The organism is Streptomyces sp. NPDC005925 (assembly GCF_040638805.1).
GTDB lineage: Bacteria > Actinomycetota > Actinomycetes > Streptomycetales > Streptomycetaceae > Streptomyces.
Genome location: NZ_JBEXVL010000003.1, coordinates 61,733 through 77,888, shown reverse-complemented (window position 1 = coordinate 77,888; position 16,156 = coordinate 61,733). Strand labels below are relative to the sequence as shown.

The 16,156-nt window shown below is 74.0% G+C and carries 14 protein-coding genes, 1 tRNA gene and 1 pseudogene; 7 read left to right on the top strand and 9 right to left on the bottom strand.

Annotation, left to right across the window (positions count from 1 at the left end; translation table 11 throughout):
- Positions 1–187: 187 nt before the first annotated feature.
- From ABZ354_RS05625 to ABZ354_RS05615, 3 genes are all read left to right on the top strand, one after another.
- Positions 188–700: a hypothetical protein gene (locus ABZ354_RS05625; RefSeq protein ID WP_358653292.1), complete on the top strand. Its 513-nt coding sequence runs from the start codon at positions 188–190 to the stop codon at positions 698–700.
- Between the two features lie 201 nt (positions 701–901).
- A complete protein-coding gene (locus ABZ354_RS05620; RefSeq protein ID WP_358653290.1) occupies positions 902–1,474 on the top strand; it encodes a tyrosinase family oxidase copper chaperone in 573 nt (190 codons plus the stop codon).
- On the top strand, positions 1,458–2,324 hold the full coding sequence (locus ABZ354_RS05615; RefSeq protein WP_358653288.1) for a tyrosinase family protein: 867 nt from the start codon (positions 1,458–1,460) through the stop codon (positions 2,322–2,324). The genes ABZ354_RS05620 and ABZ354_RS05615 overlap by 17 nt, the downstream gene beginning before the upstream one ends.
- 145 nt (positions 2,325–2,469) lie before the next feature.
- Here ABZ354_RS05615 and ABZ354_RS05610 read toward each other — a convergent pair whose 3' ends face one another.
- The 8 genes and pseudogenes from ABZ354_RS05610 to ABZ354_RS05575 form a co-directional block, all read right to left on the bottom strand.
- A complete protein-coding gene (locus ABZ354_RS05610; RefSeq protein WP_358653286.1) occupies positions 2,470–2,817 on the bottom strand; it encodes a chaplin in 348 nt (115 codons plus the stop codon).
- A gap of 205 nt (positions 2,818–3,022) precedes the next feature.
- Positions 3,023–3,115: pseudogene (locus ABZ354_RS05605) on the bottom strand (D-2-hydroxyacid dehydrogenase family protein); the annotation flags it as partial.
- Positions 3,116–3,348: 233 nt separating this feature from the next.
- On the bottom strand, positions 3,349–4,272 hold the full coding sequence (locus ABZ354_RS05600; protein WP_358653284.1) for an STM4011 family radical SAM protein: 924 nt from the start codon (positions 4,270–4,272) through the stop codon (positions 3,349–3,351).
- Between the two features lie 25 nt (positions 4,273–4,297).
- Positions 4,298–5,725, bottom strand: coding sequence for an STM4012 family radical SAM protein (locus tag ABZ354_RS05595; protein ID WP_358653282.1), 1,428 nt, complete (start codon positions 5,723–5,725; stop codon positions 4,298–4,300).
- Positions 5,722–6,582, bottom strand: coding sequence for an STM4013/SEN3800 family hydrolase (locus ABZ354_RS05590; RefSeq protein ID WP_358653732.1), 861 nt, complete (start codon positions 6,580–6,582; stop codon positions 5,722–5,724). Before ABZ354_RS05590 ends, ABZ354_RS05595 begins: the two co-directional genes overlap by 4 nt.
- A gap of 103 nt (positions 6,583–6,685) precedes the next feature.
- Complete coding sequence (locus ABZ354_RS05585; protein ID WP_358653280.1) at positions 6,686–7,747, bottom strand: STM4014 family protein; 1,062 nt, start codon at positions 7,745–7,747, stop codon at positions 6,686–6,688.
- A 160-nt stretch (positions 7,748–7,907) separates the two neighbouring features.
- Positions 7,908–8,888, bottom strand: a complete 981-nt coding sequence (locus ABZ354_RS05580) for an STM4015 family protein (protein WP_358653278.1) — start codon at positions 8,886–8,888, stop codon at positions 7,908–7,910.
- Between the two features lie 12 nt (positions 8,889–8,900).
- A complete protein-coding gene (locus tag ABZ354_RS05575; protein ID WP_358653276.1) occupies positions 8,901–9,854 on the bottom strand; it encodes an STM4015 family protein in 954 nt (317 codons plus the stop codon).
- A gap of 211 nt (positions 9,855–10,065) precedes the next feature.
- Here ABZ354_RS05575 and ABZ354_RS05570 point away from each other — a divergent pair, with 211 nt between their 5' ends.
- On the top strand, positions 10,066–10,392 hold the full coding sequence (locus tag ABZ354_RS05570; protein WP_358653275.1) for a hypothetical protein: 327 nt from the start codon (positions 10,066–10,068) through the stop codon (positions 10,390–10,392).
- Between the two features lie 10 nt (positions 10,393–10,402).
- A complete protein-coding gene (locus ABZ354_RS05565; protein WP_358653273.1) occupies positions 10,403–11,566 on the top strand; it encodes a DUF6745 domain-containing protein in 1,164 nt (387 codons plus the stop codon).
- Between the two features lie 265 nt (positions 11,567–11,831).
- On the opposite strand, the gene ABZ354_RS05560 is transcribed toward ABZ354_RS05565, so the two are convergent.
- Positions 11,832–11,904: transfer RNA gene (locus ABZ354_RS05560), tRNA-Arg, on the bottom strand.
- A gap of 322 nt (positions 11,905–12,226) precedes the next feature.
- Here ABZ354_RS05560 and ABZ354_RS05555 point away from each other — a divergent pair.
- Together ABZ354_RS05555 and ABZ354_RS05550 are read left to right on the top strand one after the other, a co-directional pair.
- On the top strand, positions 12,227–13,834 hold the full coding sequence (locus ABZ354_RS05555; RefSeq protein ID WP_358653271.1) for a dynamin family protein: 1,608 nt from the start codon (positions 12,227–12,229) through the stop codon (positions 13,832–13,834).
- Between the two features lie 3 nt (positions 13,835–13,837).
- On the top strand, positions 13,838–15,958 hold the full coding sequence (locus ABZ354_RS05550; protein WP_358653269.1) for a YfjP family GTPase: 2,121 nt from the start codon (positions 13,838–13,840) through the stop codon (positions 15,956–15,958).
- Positions 15,959–16,156 lie beyond the last annotated feature (198 nt).

The window sequence follows — 16,156 nt, the reverse complement described above, 5'->3', positions numbered from 1 at the left end:
CGGGACAGGCCGACGGGACGGTGGTTCGGTTGCCGACGGGGCGGGCCGGAGGGCCGGTGGCCCACGGTCCGGGCCGCGGTACGTCCGTCGTACTACTGGCGCAGCCGGGGGAATCTTCCGCCGGGTCCCGGTCCCGGCTCGTTACGCGGTACGGAGACCCCCGACTCCTGAAAGGGACAGTGCTGCAATGAAGTCGACCACCCGAGGAACCCTTGCCGCCGTCATCACCGGCATCGCTGCCGCCGTCGGCGCCACAACCCCCGCTGCGGCGGCCGGCACGCTCCCCGCGCCCGTACCGCTGGAGGGCGCCGAGCAGTCACTCGGCGTGGAACTCCCCGAGATCGACGCCGAGGTGCCCTTCCAGGCGGCGGGTGTGCCCGAGGCGCCCCGTTACGTCGCGGGCAGCGTCATGCCCGACCGCGCCGTCCCGCGGCTGCCGCTCGGCGGCACCCTGCCCGGCCTGAGCGTGCGCGCGCCGCTGCCGCACCTGGTCGGCGACGGTTTCGACCACGTGGGCGCCGACCTTCCCGCCTCCGACCTGCACGCCCTGTCGCCCGGACTCGACATGGACGCCCCGCTCACCCCGCCGGACCCCGACAACTTCGGCATGCCCGGCACCCGGCTGCCCGAGGCGGGTGTACTGGCCCCCGTCGTCGAGGCGGTGCCGGAAGCGAACCTCGGCGTCGGCCCCGGGCTGTAACCGGCCGCGGCGCCACCCGGGCCCCCTGCCCCGTACACCCCGTAGCGTCCGCGTGCGGGAGGTGCGGGGCCGCCATGTGCGGCACGCGTCCCTAGGCCGTCCGGGGCACGTCTCTCACCGCTTCGGCTCCCTCACGGTGACCGTGCGGCCCCGCGCCGCGTTGACCACTGACGACAGCAGAACCGGACGAGGGAGCACACCATGGTCGTCAGCATCGGCGGCGCGGCCGAAGGCGCGGAGCGTGAGACGGGAGACCACGGCAGACCGGGGCCGCGGCCGGAGTCGGGGCGGAGCGGAGGCGGCACCCGCAGGGGTGTGATGCGCGGGCTGTTCGCCTCCGCGGTCACCGTGGCACTGACCCCGCTCGTCACCGCCACCCGCCCGCTCCGCGGGGCGGCGGCGCCCACCGACGACGGTCCGCCGGACACGTCGTTCGACGAGACGTACCGCGGGCACCGCATCTGCGGCGTCCGCACCACCGAGGGCGGGACCGACGGGGCCGGCGAGTGGTACGTCACCGTGGACGGCCGGCCGCTGCACGTGATGCGGCGCGCCGACGGCACCTGGCTGACCATGGTCGACCACTACCGCTCGTACGCGACCCCGCTGGAGGCCGCCCGCGCGGCGGTCGACGAGATGGGGCCGGGTAGCCGGCTGCGCGACACGGGGCACGGCCCCGGTCACCGTCACGATCGCAGTCCCGGGCAGGGACAGGGGCGTGGGCAGGACTCCGGATCCGGGCACGAGGGGGGTCACCATGGCCTACACCCGTAAAGACGTCACCACGCTCACGAGCGGCGAGCGGCGCCGGTTCGTGAACGCGTTGCTGGAGGTGAAACGGCGCGGCGAGTACGACGAGTTCGTGCGCACGCACATCGCGTACTACACCTCCGACGGCGAAGCGGGCCTGCGAACGGCCCACATGGCGCCGTCCTTCCTGCCCTGGCACCGCCAGTTCCTGCTGGACCTGGAGCGCGCCCTGCGCCGGGTGGACCCGTCGGTGACCGTGCCGTACTGGGACTGGACCAAGGACCGCGACGCCACCTCGGCGCCCTGGACCGACGATCTGCTCGGCGGCACCGGACGGCGCTCCGACCGCCGGGTGACGACCGGGCCGTTCGCGCATTCCGAGGGGAACTGGCCCCTCAGGGAGAACGTCACCGACGAGGAGTTCCTCACGCGGGACCTCGGCCGGCGGAAGGACCCGCTCGCCCTGCCCACCCGCGGCGACCTCGAGGAGGCGCTGGACGACCCGGTCTACGACGCCTCGCCCTGGAACTCCACGTCCCGCACCGGCTTCCGCAACCGCCTGGAGGGCTGGGGATCCGGCCGCGGCAGCACCTCATGGCGCAACCACAACCGGGTGCACCGCTGGGTCGGCGGCGTCATGGTCGGCGGCGCCTCCGTCAACGACCCGGTCTTCTGGATGGTGCACGCCTTCATCGACCTGCAGTGGACCCGCTGGCAGCTCCGGCACCCGGACGCCCGCTACCTCCCGGCCACGCCACCCGCCCTCGGCGACGCGCAGCACGGCCGGATCGTCGCGCGGCACCAGAAGCTGCCGCCGTGGGACGTCACGCCGGACGAACTGGAGGACGTGAGCCGGATCTACCGCTACGCCTGATCCGGCGGGGTGTCCGTCGCCGACGCCGGGCATGAGGGGCGTACGGCCGTATGCGGACAGGGGAGAGCCCCGGTGCTCGTTGCCGAGTGCCGGGGCCCTCTACGCGCCGGGCGTGCGGATCGCTCCGCGTACGGGGCGCGAGCGGTCAGCGGCCGTAGCCGTTGTCGCTGTCGTCCGTGCCGTAGCCGTCGTCGTCGTGACCGTTGCCGTGGCCGCCGTGGCCGCCGTGCTCGTCGTCATCGTGGTCGATGCCGCCGTTGTTGATGCAGGTGTTGCCGAACGCCGGGTTCAGCACGCCGATCACGTTGATCGTGTTGCCGCACACGTTCACCGGGATGTGGATCGGGACCTGGATGACGTTGCCGGACAGAACGCCCGGGGAGTGGGCGGCGACGGCCTCGGCGCCCGCGTCCGCCATGGCCAGACCGGCGCCGCTGAACACCACGGCGCTCGTGCCGAGGACGACTCCAGCAGCCTTCGCGATGCGAGACATCACGTTCTCCTTTGACTCGGGGAGCGCGACAGCAGGACGAGCCGTCGCACGTCCCCTTCAACGCCGCACCTAAGGACGGGTCACGGCAATACCCCATGGATTACCCCAAATGGACACCCGTCCGGCGTACTCGGGTGTTCCCGCGCCCCCGCACGCTCACGCCGGCACCCGTCAGCCCCGCCGGGCCCGTGTGTCGCCGCCGTCGAGGCAGCCGGCGCACGGGGGAGCCGCCGAGGAACGCGCGGATGTCCTCGACCGCCTGCCCGTAGTACGTCGCGTAGTTGGCGCGCGAGACGTAGCACGCGGTCGGTCGGAGGAGCGCCAGTTCGGCGGCGCCGATCGCGGAAGGTCACCACCTCGACGTCGTCCGCGACGGGCGACCAGTCGGCGACGGACGTCGCCACGCCCAGGAAGTCGTCGAGCACGGCACAGCGCAGCGGCACGGTGATTCCCTTCCCGACGTCCCCACACCGATGTCGTGTTCGTCTCACGACCGGGCACCGACTCGACGAGATCACCGGCTGTCCCCGGTCAGCGGCAGTCCCCGATCACCGGAAGGCTCCCGATCACCGGCAGGTCACCGTTCCCCGGCATGCTCCCGGCCGGAGGGCGCGCGGCGGCCGGGACGCGTTCGAGCACGCCGCCCGCGAACACGTCGTACAGCGGCAGCGTCTCCAGGTGGACGTAGCCGATGTGGCAGTCGCAGACGGCGAGCGGGCAGGGGCGCGGGCGCAGCGCCCGCCGGTAGGAGCCGTCGTAGAGGTTGCCCAGCTCCGCACGGACGAAGTGGCAGCGGCGGACCGTGCCCTCCCCGTCCACCGAGACGACGGACTCCCCGGTCCGGCAGGGCAGTCCGGCGCTGCGGTGCGGGTGGCGGCTGTACGGGAACAGCGGGTCTAGGGCGGTCCATTCGTCGGCCTCGGCGTCCGTGTACGTGTGGCCCTCGGCGGCGTTGATCCACACATACACGGGGGACGGCAGGTCGGCGCGCAGACGGCGGGCCTGCTCCAGGTGCTCGGGGAGGCCGACGACGCCCACGCTGTGGCGGATGCCCCGGTCCGCCAGCTCGTGGCACTTGGCGAGGAACCGCTCGTACGGCGTCTGGCCCGGATGGAACGTGCACCACAGGGCGAGCGTGTCCGGGTCGGCGTCGGCCGTCCAGTCGGTGCGGCAGCTGAGGTTGGTCTGGATGGCGACCCGGCGGATGTGCGGCAGGCGGCTCAGCTCGGTGAGCGTGCGCCGGTACCAGGAGCGCACCAGGCCCTCGCCCCACGGTGTGAACAGCAGCGAGAGCCGGTCCTCCCGCTGCGTGGCGGCCCAGCCGGCGAAGCGCTCCAGCGCCGCCCGGTCCGCGGTCAGTTGGGCACGGGTGTCGCGGCGCTTGGCGAAGGGGCAGTACGGGCAGTCGTAGTCGCACGACGCCAGCGGGCCGCGGTACAGAATCGTCAGGTCCATGTCGTCAGGTCCATCGGGACTCCGCTCACTTGGGCTCGTACGCGGCCATGCGCGCCCGCACGGCGTGGGAGAACAGCTCGGGGCCCAGCGCGTCGGAGTGCGCGAGCCCTTCGGGGGAGAGCCGCAGCAGCTCGGGACCGGTGGAATCGTCCAGCCAGCCGCGCCCGGCGAACCGGTCCAGCTCGGCGCGGAAGTCGTCGCCGGGCGTCGTGCCGAAGCGGGCCCGGTAGTCCGCGACGGGCAGGCCCGCCGCCTGCAGCAGGGACTGGAGCAGATGGCGGCGCCGGGTCTCCTCGCCGTCCATCCGCCAGCCGAAGTCGGCGCGGCCGAACTCCTCGGTGGTGCGGGCCGCGTAGTCGTCGATGATCCCGCGGATCCGGCGCATGTCCACGGCGTAGTCGAACGAGTAGTGCAGACCGGAGGTGTACGAGCGGGCGCCGCAGCCGAGTCCGACCATGCCGTCGGTCTGGCACGCGTAGTCCTCGCCGCCGGTGGCGGGGGCGTCCGGGCGGCGGAACATGCGCATCGACACCTGCTCGTAGCCGTGGCCGAGGAGGTGGTCGCGGCCGTGGCGGTACAGCCGCAGCCGCTGGGCGTCCCACGCGGCGTCGCCGGTGTCCTCGTCCCAGCCGGGGTCCCCGGCGTGCCCGGCGTCGCCGGCCGCCCGCCCGCGGTGCCGGTCCGCCGGTCCGCGGTGGAGACCGGTGAGGGGGCGCTTGTACAGCGGGTAGAGGTACAGCTCCTCCGGCCGCCAGGCGAGCGCGGCGTCGAGGGAGCGGCGCCAGGACGCCTCGGTCTGGCCGTCGATGCCGTAGATCAGGTCGATGTTCAGGACGGGGATGCCCGCGTCGCGGATGCGGGCGAGGGACGCCTCGACGTCCGCACGGCGCTGGGGGCGAACGGCGGCGCGGGCCTCGGCGTCGTCGAAGCTCTGCACGCCGAGGCTCAGCCGTGTCGTGCCGCGCGCCGCGAGCACGGCCAGCCGGTCGGCGGTCGCCGTGGCGGGCGACGCCTCCACGGACAGCGGTACGGCGGCCAGGTCCGCACCGAGCCCCTGCTCGGCGATGTCGCACAGCCGCTCCAGTTCGGCGGCCTCCAAGAACGTCGGGGTGCCGCCGCCGAAGGCCGCGTTCGCGAACCGCGCGCCGTCGCCCAGGGCCTCGCGGACCGCTGCCGCCTGGCGCTCCAACGCGTCCAGGTAGGCCGTCGTCAGGTCGCCCGGCGCACCGATCCGCGTGAAGAGGTTGCAGAAGCCGCAGCGCACCTCGCAGAACGGAATGTGGAAGTACAGCGAGAGGGCGTCCTTCGGCTCGCCCGCCCACAGCGCGCGCAGGGCCGCCGCCTCGGGGGGAAGCGGGCGGTACGCCGTCTTGTGGGGGTACGCGTAGACGTAGTGCTGGTAGGGGCGTACGGCGGGCGGGGCCGCCGCCGCGGTGCTGGTCGTCGGGCTCATCGGGCGCATGGGGCCTCGTCGCTGTTCATCGGGGTTCGGGCCTCGCCGGACCTGTCGCCGCCGTCGAGGAAGAAGTGGGCGTAGGGAACCGTCCAGACGACGTCGTGGCCGATGCGATGACCGGTGTGGCCGTCCTCGCCGTAGGCGGTGCCGTGGTCGGAGCAGACGATGGCGAAGCAGGGCCGGCGGCTCGCGGCGGCGGCGAACAGCCGCCCGATGTGCCGGTCCACGTACTCCAGGGCGGCGGCGTGGCTGGCCCGGGTGTCGCCCGCCTCTCGGGTCGCGCCCGGCAGATGGAACCAGTTGGGCTGGTGCAGGGCCGACACGTTCAGGAAGAGGAACAGCCGCTGCCCGGGCGGCAGTCCCGCGACGACCTCCTCGGCGCACGCCACCTGCGCCTCGAACGACCTCGGCGACGGAACTCCGAATTCCGGCTCCCAGTGGCTCTCCTGGAACAGTCCCGGCAGCACCGAGCCCAGCGGCCCCCGCTTGGTGAAGAAGCCGACCCCGCCGATGCAGACGGTGCGGTATCCGACGGCGGCCAGTCCGGACACCAGGTCGGGTGTGTCGTAGACGAAGGTGCCGTCCGCGGTGGTCTCGCTGCCGGCGAACCGTGCCGCGAACAGCCGGGGGTGCGGGCCCGGCGCGGCCGGCGTGGGCAGGAAACCCGCGAACATCGCCTGATGGGAGGCGTACGTGAAGCTGCCGGGTGCGTGCCGGCGTTCCCAGCCGCCGCCGGGCAGATGCCGGGCGAGGTTCGGGATGCGTCCGGCCGCCGCCAGCTCCCGCGCCACGTCGAAGCGCAGCGTGTCGAGCGTGACCATCAACAGGTCGTGGCTGCCCACCACCTGGGTCATGTCGACCGGCGGCGCCACCGTCTCGGGAGGTGACGTCACCGGGCCGGGCGACGGCGTCGTCGCGTCACGCGGTGGGCCCGCGGTGCGGGGCGGTGGAGTCGTGTCAGGCGGTGGCGTCATGGTGCTCCTCGCGTTGTCGCTCTGCGGCGGCGGCCACCTGCGCGGCGTACGTGTCCCGCCCTTCGGCGCCGCTGCCGGGCAGGCCGGTCAGGCGGGGCAGCAGGTCCCCGAAGGCGTTCACCTCGCCGACGGCGAAGCGGCGCCATCCGCTCGCGGGCAGGACGTCCACGCCGACGCACAGCGTGTCCGGGAAGCGGGCCGCCGCCCGCTCGGCGATCTCCAGCACGTCGCCGAAGCCGCCGCCCGCGGCCAGCATCGCCGCGCGGGCCGCTCCCAGGTCGCCGCGGACCCCGCCGAGGTGCAGATTCGTCATGGGGTGCCGGCTGGTCCGTACCACGGCATGCGTGGCGCGTCCGGCGACCACCACCACCCGCAGGTCGGCGGCCCGGCCGTGCTGCGAGGCCTTGGGCAGCCACCGCTCGACGTGCAGCCCGTCGGGGGCGAGCGCGTCGATCAGGGCGCCGACTTCCCGCTCCGACGTGTACTGGCGCACCCGGAGGGAGTTGTACAGGCGGCCGTCGGGTGCGGTCTCCACGGACGTCGTCGCCTTCACCCGGCCGGGACCCGCCAGCGCGAGGGCCACGACACCGGAGGCCGACGAACCGTGCGCCGGTTTCACGAACGCGCGCGGGAAACGCGCGTCCGCCAGCCCGCGCCTGAGCTCCTCCCAGCCGCCGACCGGCCCCGGCAGCGCGGGAGGGACCGGGACGCCCGCGGCGGCCAGCCGGGCGTGGCAGCGCCGCTTGTCGAACAGCACGGCGACGTCCTCCGCGCCGGTGGACGCAACCGCCCCGGCCCGGCGCGCCGCGTCCGTCAGGTCCCGGACCGCGGCCGTGAACCGGTCGTACCAGCGGGCCGTGCCCTCGACCCGGGTGGGCTCGTCGGTGTCCCGCAGCAGCCGGTCCACCTCGGCGTTCTCCCCGGGGGAGTCGATCCGTACGTACGCGCCGGGCGTGAAGGCGTACGGGGCGCCGCGCAGCACGTCGGCCCACGCGAGCACACGCGGCCCGGGGCGGCCGGCCGCGCGGACGGCGTCGGTGAACATCGCCGTCCGGCGGTTCTCCGGATTGCCGACGACGACGAACGGGAGACCGGCACGGACGCGAAGGGAACGACGGGGCCGAAGGCCCGTACCGGAACGAGGGCCTTCACCCGACGGGGGGCCCGCGTCGGGCACCGGGGCTCCGGGGACGGGCCGGGCGGCGTCACTCCGAGACAGCGACAAAGCGCCACTCCTCGTCCCGCCGGCGGTGCGGCGTCTGCGCGTCCGACAGGTCCACGTCGGTCCCGGCGGAGGCGAAGGCCGCACGGACCCGGTCGGCCACGGCCTCGCTCAGGAAATGGTGGCCGAGGTCCAGCCGCCGGAGATGCGTCAGGGGCTGGCCGCCCAGCAGGGCTTCCGCGCCGGTGTCGGTGAGCGTGCCCATGGACAGGCTCAGCGATTCCAGCTGGGCGACGACCGGCGCCGAGGCGACCGCCGCCGCGATCTCGTCCTGCAACTCGCTGTTGCGCAGTGCCAGATGGCGCAGCGCGGCGAAACGCCCGCCGGCCAGCAGCGGCGCGAGGTCGGCGAGCGTCGCGTCGCCGCCGTACTGGGACACGCCGAGCCACAGCTCCAGCCGTTCCAGGGCGGGCAGTTCGCACGCGCTGACCGCCCGCACCACCTGCCCGGGCAGCCCGCCCGACTCGAAGCGCAGCACCCGCAGCGCCTCGTGCCGTACCGGGCGCAGCGACAGGGGTTCCTCGCCGAGGCCCTGCGAGTCGCCGCCGCGGACGCCGAACTCCTCCAGCAGCGGGAAGGTCTCCAGCACGGGCGTGACGTCGGTGAGCTGCAGCCAGGAGATCTCGCACTCCTCGCCCGTGACGTCGGCGAGGAACAGCGCGCGCAGCGCCGGGAACCGCCCGGCGTCGGCCAGGATCCGCTCAAGCGCCGGGCGCAGGTCGGCGTATTCGTCCTCCCACCAGGGGCCGACGACCAGTGCGCGCACGTCCTTGCTCGGCACCCGGTCGAGGAAGCTCTGCCACAGGTCGGCGAACGGCACTTCCCCGCCCGCGTAGCAGTCCAGGCGCCAGGCGACACCGGCGGTGTCCGGGAGCTCCTCCGCCACCGTGCCGTCCTCGGGCGGCTCGGGGAGGGTGAAGACGGGTAGTCCGTGGAAGGTGCCAAGATGTTGGTTGACGGTCATGTCGCGCTCCGTTCATTCCGCGACGGCGGTGAAGCGGTGGACGGTGCCGTCGTCGTCCCACTCCTCGCCCCGCTCGGAGAGGTCGACTTCCACGCCGGAGGGCTCCAGAGCCGCGCGGAGCCGCTCGGCCACCGGCTCGCTGAAGAAGTTGTGGCGGAGGTCGAGCCAGGTCAGGTGGGTGAGCGGCTGGCCGCCCAGCAGGGCTTCGGCACCGGCGTCGGTGAGCACGCCGAGGGACAGGTCGAGCGACTTCAGCTGGGCGACCACGGGCGCCGCGGCGACCGCAGCCGCGATCTCGTCCTGGATCTCGCTGTTGCACAGGCCGAGATGGTGCAGCGCGGGGAGGCGTCCTCCGGCCAGCAGCGGCGCGAGGTCGGCGACGGTCGCGTCACCGCCGTAGTTCTCGACGCCGAGCCAGATCTCCAGGTACTCCAGGGCGGGAAAGTCGCTCGCGGCGACACCGCGCACGACCTCGCCGGGCAACCCCCCGGCCTCGAAGCTGAGCGTGCGCAGGTGCGTGTGCCGGACCGCGGGGAAGCGCAGCTTGGTGCCGCCGCGGACGCCGAGTTCCTCCAGCAGGGGGTAGGCGTCGAGGACCGGGGTGACGTCGGACTGCTCGATCCAGGAGATCTCCGCCTCCTCCGCCTCCAGGTCCCCGAGGAACACCGCCCGCAGCGAGGTCAGCCGGTCCCGGGCGTCCACCAGGTGCTTCACGACCCCGCTGGAGTCGTTGTCGTACGGCTCGCCCCACTGGCCGACGACGATCGCCCGCACGTCCGCGGGGTCCACGGTGTCGAGGAAACGGGCCCACAGGCCGTCGAACCCTTCCTCGGAGTGGTCGCCGTAGGGGTCGACGGCCAGCCGCCAGGCCACGGAGTCCGCGGCGGGCAGCTTCCGGTCCGAGCCGGGCTCGGGGAAGTCGAAGGCCGGAAGGCCGTGCAGTTCCTGCAGATGGTCGACGCACATGTCGCGGTTCTCCGGTCTCCTGGTCGGACGGCGCTGCTCGTTCGGAGATTTGTACCAAGCGCCACTGACATCGGCGCCGACGGGCTGTGCGTGCGAGTGCCGCCGGGCCGGGCACGGGAGTTGGAGGGCGGGGCGTTGTCAGACCCCCCGCGTAGCGTCGTGGACATCGGTTGGCGGCGCGGTGCCGGCTGCCGAGGGCGAGGGGAGACGCATGTACCGGCAAGGGGATGTCCTGATCGTGCCCGTGGCGGAAGCCGCCGTGCCTGCGGGTACGGACGGACTGCCGAGGCAGCGCAGGGACGCGCGGGGAAGGCTCGTGCTGGCACTCGGGGAAGTCACCGGGCATGCCCACGCGGTGGTCGGCCCGGGGACGCTGGTCCGCGAGCCGGGCCCGTTCGGCGCCTCCTGGCTGCACCTCCCGGACGGCGGGCGCGTGGTGCACGAGGAGCACGCGGCGATACCGCTGCCCAAGGGCTGGTACCGCGTGGTCCGCCAGCGCGAGTACGCGCCGGGTGCGGTACGCGTCGTGGCGGACTGAGGAGGGGGCCATGACGAACGGGGCGACGCCGAGCGCGGCAGTCACGGGGACCACGGGGACCACGGGGACCACGGGGATCAAGGGGGAGCGGCTGATGACGGAGACGGGCCCGCAGACGGGGACGGGGACGGCAACCGGGGACGGGACCGGGGACTGGGTGGACGTGACGGCGACGTGGCGCGAGGTGGCCGCCGCGACCGGCCCGGCGGACCGCACGGCGGCCGAGGACGGCGTGCGCCTGGCCTACCGCCTGGCTGGCCTGCCCGAGCCCGGCCGCATTCTCTGGGCGGGCTCGCCCCGCGAGGGCGCGGAGCTGGCGGCGCGGCTCACCGCGGACGGCACGACGGGCGACAGCGTCCGAGACGCGGTGCGTACCCGGCCGTGGGCCCTCGCACGGGAGAGCCTGGCCGGCCGGCTGGGACCGGCGGGCTGGGCCGAGCACTGGTCCCTGACGGGCGCTCAGCTGTGGGACACGACGGTCATGCTGACCGAACGCCTGCGGGCCGGCGTGGTCGAGGGCACGGCCGGGGAGACGGCCGGCGAGCAGGAAGTGCGGCTCGTACTGCTCGACGCGGTCCTGGGACAGCACGACGCGGCCTGGCTGGCGGCCTTCGACGGCCGGGCCGGTTCGGAGACCCTGGCGGGCGTGGCGGCGGTGGCCCGGGCCGCGGGGTGGTGGTGGCCGTACGAGAGGACCGCGATCGTCTGCGAACGCCCCGTGGAACTGCACCGGGACGAGGCGGGCCGGCTCGACCGCGGGGACGGTCCGGCGCTTGCCTTCCCGGACGGTTTCGCCCTGCACGCCTGGCGGGGCATGCCGGTACCCGCCGCATTCCTCGACGGCCTCGCCGGGCTGACTCCGCAGCGCATACGCGAGGAGGAGAACGCCGAGCTGCGCCGCGTGATGCTGGAGCACTACGGCTACGACCGCTACCTCGAGGAGTCCGGCGCCGAGCCGGTGCAGCGCGACGAGGCAGGCGTGCTCTGGCGGATCGACCTGGAGGGGGACGAACCCCTGGTGATGGTCGAGGTGATCAACTCCACCCCGGAACCCGACGGCACCCACCGCACGTACTGGCTCCGGGTACCGCCGCGCACGAGAACGGCGCGAGAGGGCGTGGCCTGGACCTTCGGCCTGGAAGAGGCGGACTACACACCGCAGAAGCAGACCTGACGGCCCGCGCCCGGCCGGACCACGGGAGGCACCGGGGCACGGCAAGGTTGCCTCGGGTCTCCGCCCCGCCGGCCGCGCCGCCGGTCGATCAGGCCCCGGCGGGACACCCGGCGGCCCGCCGGGTTCGGGTTCGGGGAAGGGAGTCGTCGACGCCACGACGAGGGGCGTAGGTGTCCACGGGCATGGATACGCGAAGCCTGCCGTAGAGCCATGTGCATCAGACCTGGAAGAGCCCCTCACGCGAACCGCAGGTGAGAGGCTGTTGCGCCCCCGGCAGGACTCGAACCTGCGGCCAAGCGCTTAGAAGGCGCCTGCTCTATCCACTGAGCTACGGGGGCCCGGGTGTGATGGCCTCTGTCGTGCTGTCCCGGCCGTGACCGGAACCCGACGTTGCCGGGATCAAGGATAGGGCTCCCGCATCCCTGCCCTTGATGCTTCGCCTCCGCCCCTCAATGTGGAGGTTCGGTGAAGTGGTCCCGATAATCGCAGGCGGGTGCGAATCGTGCACTGTTTTTGGCCTCACGAACGCCGGGTGTTGTGCACTCGTTATGCCTGGCGCGCGCCTGCTCCCTGCTTGCCCCTTCCGCTCCTTGTGTCCGGTCGGCGCGCAGACATGCTCATATGCTTCAGAATTCCCCTAAAATTGGGCATTCTTCGCATGTGGTGACCTTGGACGTACGGCCTCAGCTGCTCGACGCACTCTCCGCGCTGCGCGACCGTGTCGCGGCCGCACGCTTCCCGCTCCCCCTGGCGGGGGCCCCACGCGCGCGTGCCAACCGCGACGAACTGCTCGCCCAGCTCGACGACTACCTCGTGCCCCGCCTCAGAGAACCCGAGGCGCCCCTGCTGGCCGTCGTGGGCGGCTCCACAGGGGCCGGGAAGTCGACGCTTGTGAACTCGCTCGTGGGACGGAAGGTCAGCGAGGCCGGCGTGCTGCGGCCCACGACCCGGACACCGGTGCTGGTCTGCCATCCGGAGGACCAGCACTGGTTCAGCGGCATGCGCATGCTGCCCGACCTCCCGCGCGTGTGGACACCCCGGCGCGCCCCGGACCCGGACGACGACCTGTCCCTCCCCGGCGAGGACCCCACGCGCGTGCTGCGCATCGAGACCGCCGACACCCTGCCGCGCGGACTCGCCCTCCTCGACGCCCCCGACATCGACTCGCTGATCTCCGACAACCGGGTGCTCGCCGCCGAGCTGCTGTGCGCCGCCGACATCTGGGTGATGGTCACGACGGCGTCCCGCTACGCCGATGCGGTGCCCTGGCACCTGCTGCGCACCGCCAAGGAGTACGACGTCACCCTCGTCACCGTCCTGGACCGCGTGCCCCACCAGGTCGTGTCCGAGGTGTCCCGCCAGTACGGCGCCCTGCTCAACAAGGCCGGGCTCGGCGACGTACCCCGCTTCACAGTCCCCGAACTGCCCGAGTCGGCCTGGGGCGGCGGTCTGCTCCCCGGCACCGCCGTGGCCGCGCTGCGGAACTGGCTCGTCCACCAGGCACAGGATCCGACGGCCCGCGGCCACGCCGTGACCCGCACCGCGTACGGCGTCCTCGCCTCCCTCAGGACCCGCATGCCCGAGCTGGCGAGCGCCGCCGCCGCGCAGTACGCCGCCGCCCTGCGGCTCGTCTCCGCGGTCGATGCGGCGTACGACAGCGAACACGCGCGTGTGCGGAGCCGGCTGCAGGCCGGGGCCGTGCTCGCCGGGGACGCCCTGAAGCGCTGGCGGGCCTTCCCCCTCGACTGCACGGCGAGGGAGCTCCTGGACGCCCTCGTGGAGAGCCTCGGCGCGCTCCTGCTGTGCGCCGTCACCGCCGCCGACGAGCGCGTGGCCGACGCCTGGCGCCGCGAACCCGCCGCCGACGGGCTGACCGGGCATGACCCCGACGCGGAGAGAGCCGAGCACCGCATCGGCCTGGCCGTACGGCGCTGGCGGCGCGAGCTGGAGGAGTACGCCGAGGAGGAGGTCGCCGAGCTCGACCGGCACGCCGTCCCCGACCCCGACGTGGTCGCCGCCCTCGCCGCCACCGTGCTGCTCGGCGGACGCCGGGCCCGGTCCGCCGGCGAGGCCATGGCCGAACGGATCGGCGTGCGCGGGGCGCTGCGGCTGCGCGACCGGGGCGGGCGGCTGCTCGTCGAGCACGTGGACCGCGTCGTCAACGCCGAACGCGAGCGCCGGCTCGCCCCGCTCGACGCCCTGGACGTCCGGTCCGAGTCACAGGCCGAACTCATCGCCGCGCTGTCCGTACTGCAGAAGGAGAGGTGACCGGTGACCGCCACCACTGATCAGGACCATACCGATCACACCGACCGCCCGGAGGGCACCGTGACCGGATCCGACGACGGCAACGGGCCCGGCGACGGCAACGGGTCCCGTACCGGTGCCGGCAACGGATCCGACGCCGACAACGCGTCCGGCACCGACGCCGACACCGACGGCGGTTCCGGCAGCGGCACCGACTCCGGCAACGACCGGCCGGTCGATCGCCGGGCCCGCGGCGGGCTCGACGAGGACGACGAGGACGAAGAGAACGACGGCGGGGAGGCCCCCGGTACCGGCGAGGAAGGACCCGAGCCCGCCCGCCGCGACGGCCCTCCCCCCGAAGCCGATCACCGGCGGGACCCCGAAGAGGACACCACGGATCCGACGGACCCCCCGGACCCCGAGGCCCCCACCGGCCTCGAAGACGCCTGGGACGACGGACTGATCGCCCGACGGGTGAACGAGGAGACCGCCGCACAGCAGTACTACACGCCCGCCGAGAGCCGGGCGTCCACCGCGCAGACCGCGGCACCCCTGATGTACGACCGGCCGCTGCGGGCGCGGCTGGATGCGCTGCGGGAACTCGTCGGAATCTCCCGCGCGCGGCTCGACAACCGGACGCTGAAGGAGGCGGGCCGGGTCCTGGAGGAGGCCGCCGCGCGGCGCAAACTGTCCGGGGAGCACACCGTCGTCGCCATCGCGGGCGCCACCGGCAGCGGCAAGTCGCAGCTGTTCAACGCGCTCGCCGGCGTGACGATCTCCGAGACCGGCGTGCGCCGGCCGACCACCGCCGCGCCCCTCGCGTGCGCCTGGAGCGACGGCACGTCCACCCTCGTCGACCGTCTCGGCATCCCCGGCCGGCTGCGGCGCCGCCCGCTGCACGGCGGAGACGCCGATCCGCAGCTGCGCGGGCTCGTCCTGATCGACCTGCCGGACCACGACTCGGCCGCCGTGCAGCACCGCGAACAGGTCGACCGCATCCTCGATCTGGTGGACGCGGTCGTGTGGGTAGTGGACCCGGAGAAGTACGCCGACGCGATGCTCCACGAGCGGTATCTGCGGCCCATGGCGGGGCACGCGGAGGTGATGTTCGTCGTCCTCAACCAGGTCGACCGGCTGCCCGGCGAGGCCGCCGAACAGGTCCTCGACGACCTGCGCCGACTCCTCGACGAGGACGGCATCGCCCTGGGGGAGTACGGCGAACCCGGCGCGACCGTGCTCGCGCTGTCCGCGCTGACCGGGGACGGCGTCGCCGAACTGAAGGAGGCGCTCGGACAGTTCGTGATGGAGCGCGGCGCACCCGGGCGCCGTATCGCGGCCGACGTGAACGCGGCGGCGGGGCGGCTGCGGCCCGTCTACGTCACCGGGCAGCGGACGGGGCTCAGCGAGGAGGCCCGCGAGGAGTTCTCGGCCCGGCTCGCGAACGCGGTCGGCGCGACGGCGGCGGGCGAGGCCGCCGAACGCGCGTGGCTGCGCAACGCCAACCGCGCGTGCGGGACGCCCTGGCTGCGGTTGTGGCGCTGGTACAGCGACCGGCGTGAACCTCCCACCGGCCGGCTGCCCCTGCGTTCCCAGGCCGACGCGGAGGCCACGGCGCGTCAGCGCGTCGAGCACGCGGTGCGCACGCTGTCCGAACAGGCCTCGGCCGGGCTGCCCGCCCCGTGGGCGCACGCGGTGCGCGAGGCGGCCGTCCGCGGCGCGCAGGGACTGCCGGAGGCGCTGGACAAGCTCACGGCCCGGATCGGGCTGCCGTCCGGTCGGCCGCCCCGCCCGGGTTGGTGGCCGGTGGCCGTCCTCGTGCAGGCGTCCATGACGGTCCTGCAGGCCGTCGGCGGACTGTGGCTGCTCGGGCAGATCCTCGGCTTCATGACGCCGAACCTCGGCGTGCCGGTGCTGCTCATGGCGGCGGGCATCGTCGGCGGTCCGCTCGTCGAGTGGAGCTGCCGGATGGCGGCGCGGGGACCGGCCCGGCGGTACGGGCAGGAGGCGGAACGCCGGTTGCGGGAGGCCGCGGCCGGATGCGGCAGAGCACGGGTGCTGGACCCGGTGGCTGCGGAACTGCTGCGCTACCGGGAGGTGCGGGAGCAGTACGGCAAGGTCACGGGCGTCGGGGCCGGCGTGGGCTGACCCCTCACCGGGCTGCATCACCCGGACGGGTGACGGAGTTTTCCACAGGCCGGACGGCCGTCCACAGCGCCCGGCGGCCTCGGTCCGACGGCGGCAGTCTGGACATCGCGGCGACCGGGCCCCGTGGACGGGGCGAGGCCGTCGCGTCGCGGCAGGCGGCCGAGGGTGCGACCGCCGGCGCGACAGACGCAGCCGTAC

Bases quoted from the DNA above. Each gene is read 5' to 3' on its own strand.
- ABZ354_RS05625 (WP_358653292.1), top strand. From the start codon at position 188: ATGAAGTCGACCACCCGAGGAACCCTTGCCGCCGTCATCACCGGCATC.
- ABZ354_RS05620 (WP_358653290.1), top strand. From the start codon at position 902: ATGGTCGTCAGCATCGGCGGCGCGGCCGAAGGCGCGGAGCGTGAGACG.
- ABZ354_RS05615 (WP_358653288.1), top strand. From the start codon at position 1,458: ATGGCCTACACCCGTAAAGACGTCACCACGCTCACGAGCGGCGAGCGG.
- ABZ354_RS05610 (WP_358653286.1), bottom strand. From the start codon at position 2,817: ATGTCTCGCATCGCGAAGGCTGCTGGAGTCGTCCTCGGCACGAGCGCC.
- ABZ354_RS05600 (WP_358653284.1), bottom strand. From the start codon at position 4,272: ATGGACCTGACGATTCTGTACCGCGGCCCGCTGGCGTCGTGCGACTAC.
- ABZ354_RS05595 (WP_358653282.1), bottom strand. From the start codon at position 5,725: ATGAGCCCGACGACCAGCACCGCGGCGGCGGCCCCGCCCGCCGTACGC.
- ABZ354_RS05590 (WP_358653732.1), bottom strand. From the start codon at position 6,582: ATGACCCAGGTGGTGGGCAGCCACGACCTGTTGATGGTCACGCTCGAC.
- ABZ354_RS05585 (WP_358653280.1), bottom strand. From the start codon at position 7,747: ATGTTCACCGACGCCGTCCGCGCGGCCGGCCGCCCCGGGCCGCGTGTG.
- ABZ354_RS05580 (WP_358653278.1), bottom strand. From the start codon at position 8,888: ATGACCGTCAACCAACATCTTGGCACCTTCCACGGACTACCCGTCTTC.
- ABZ354_RS05575 (WP_358653276.1), bottom strand. From the start codon at position 9,854: ATGTGCGTCGACCATCTGCAGGAACTGCACGGCCTTCCGGCCTTCGAC.
- ABZ354_RS05570 (WP_358653275.1), top strand. From the start codon at position 10,066: ATGTACCGGCAAGGGGATGTCCTGATCGTGCCCGTGGCGGAAGCCGCC.
- ABZ354_RS05565 (WP_358653273.1), top strand. From the start codon at position 10,403: ATGACGAACGGGGCGACGCCGAGCGCGGCAGTCACGGGGACCACGGGG.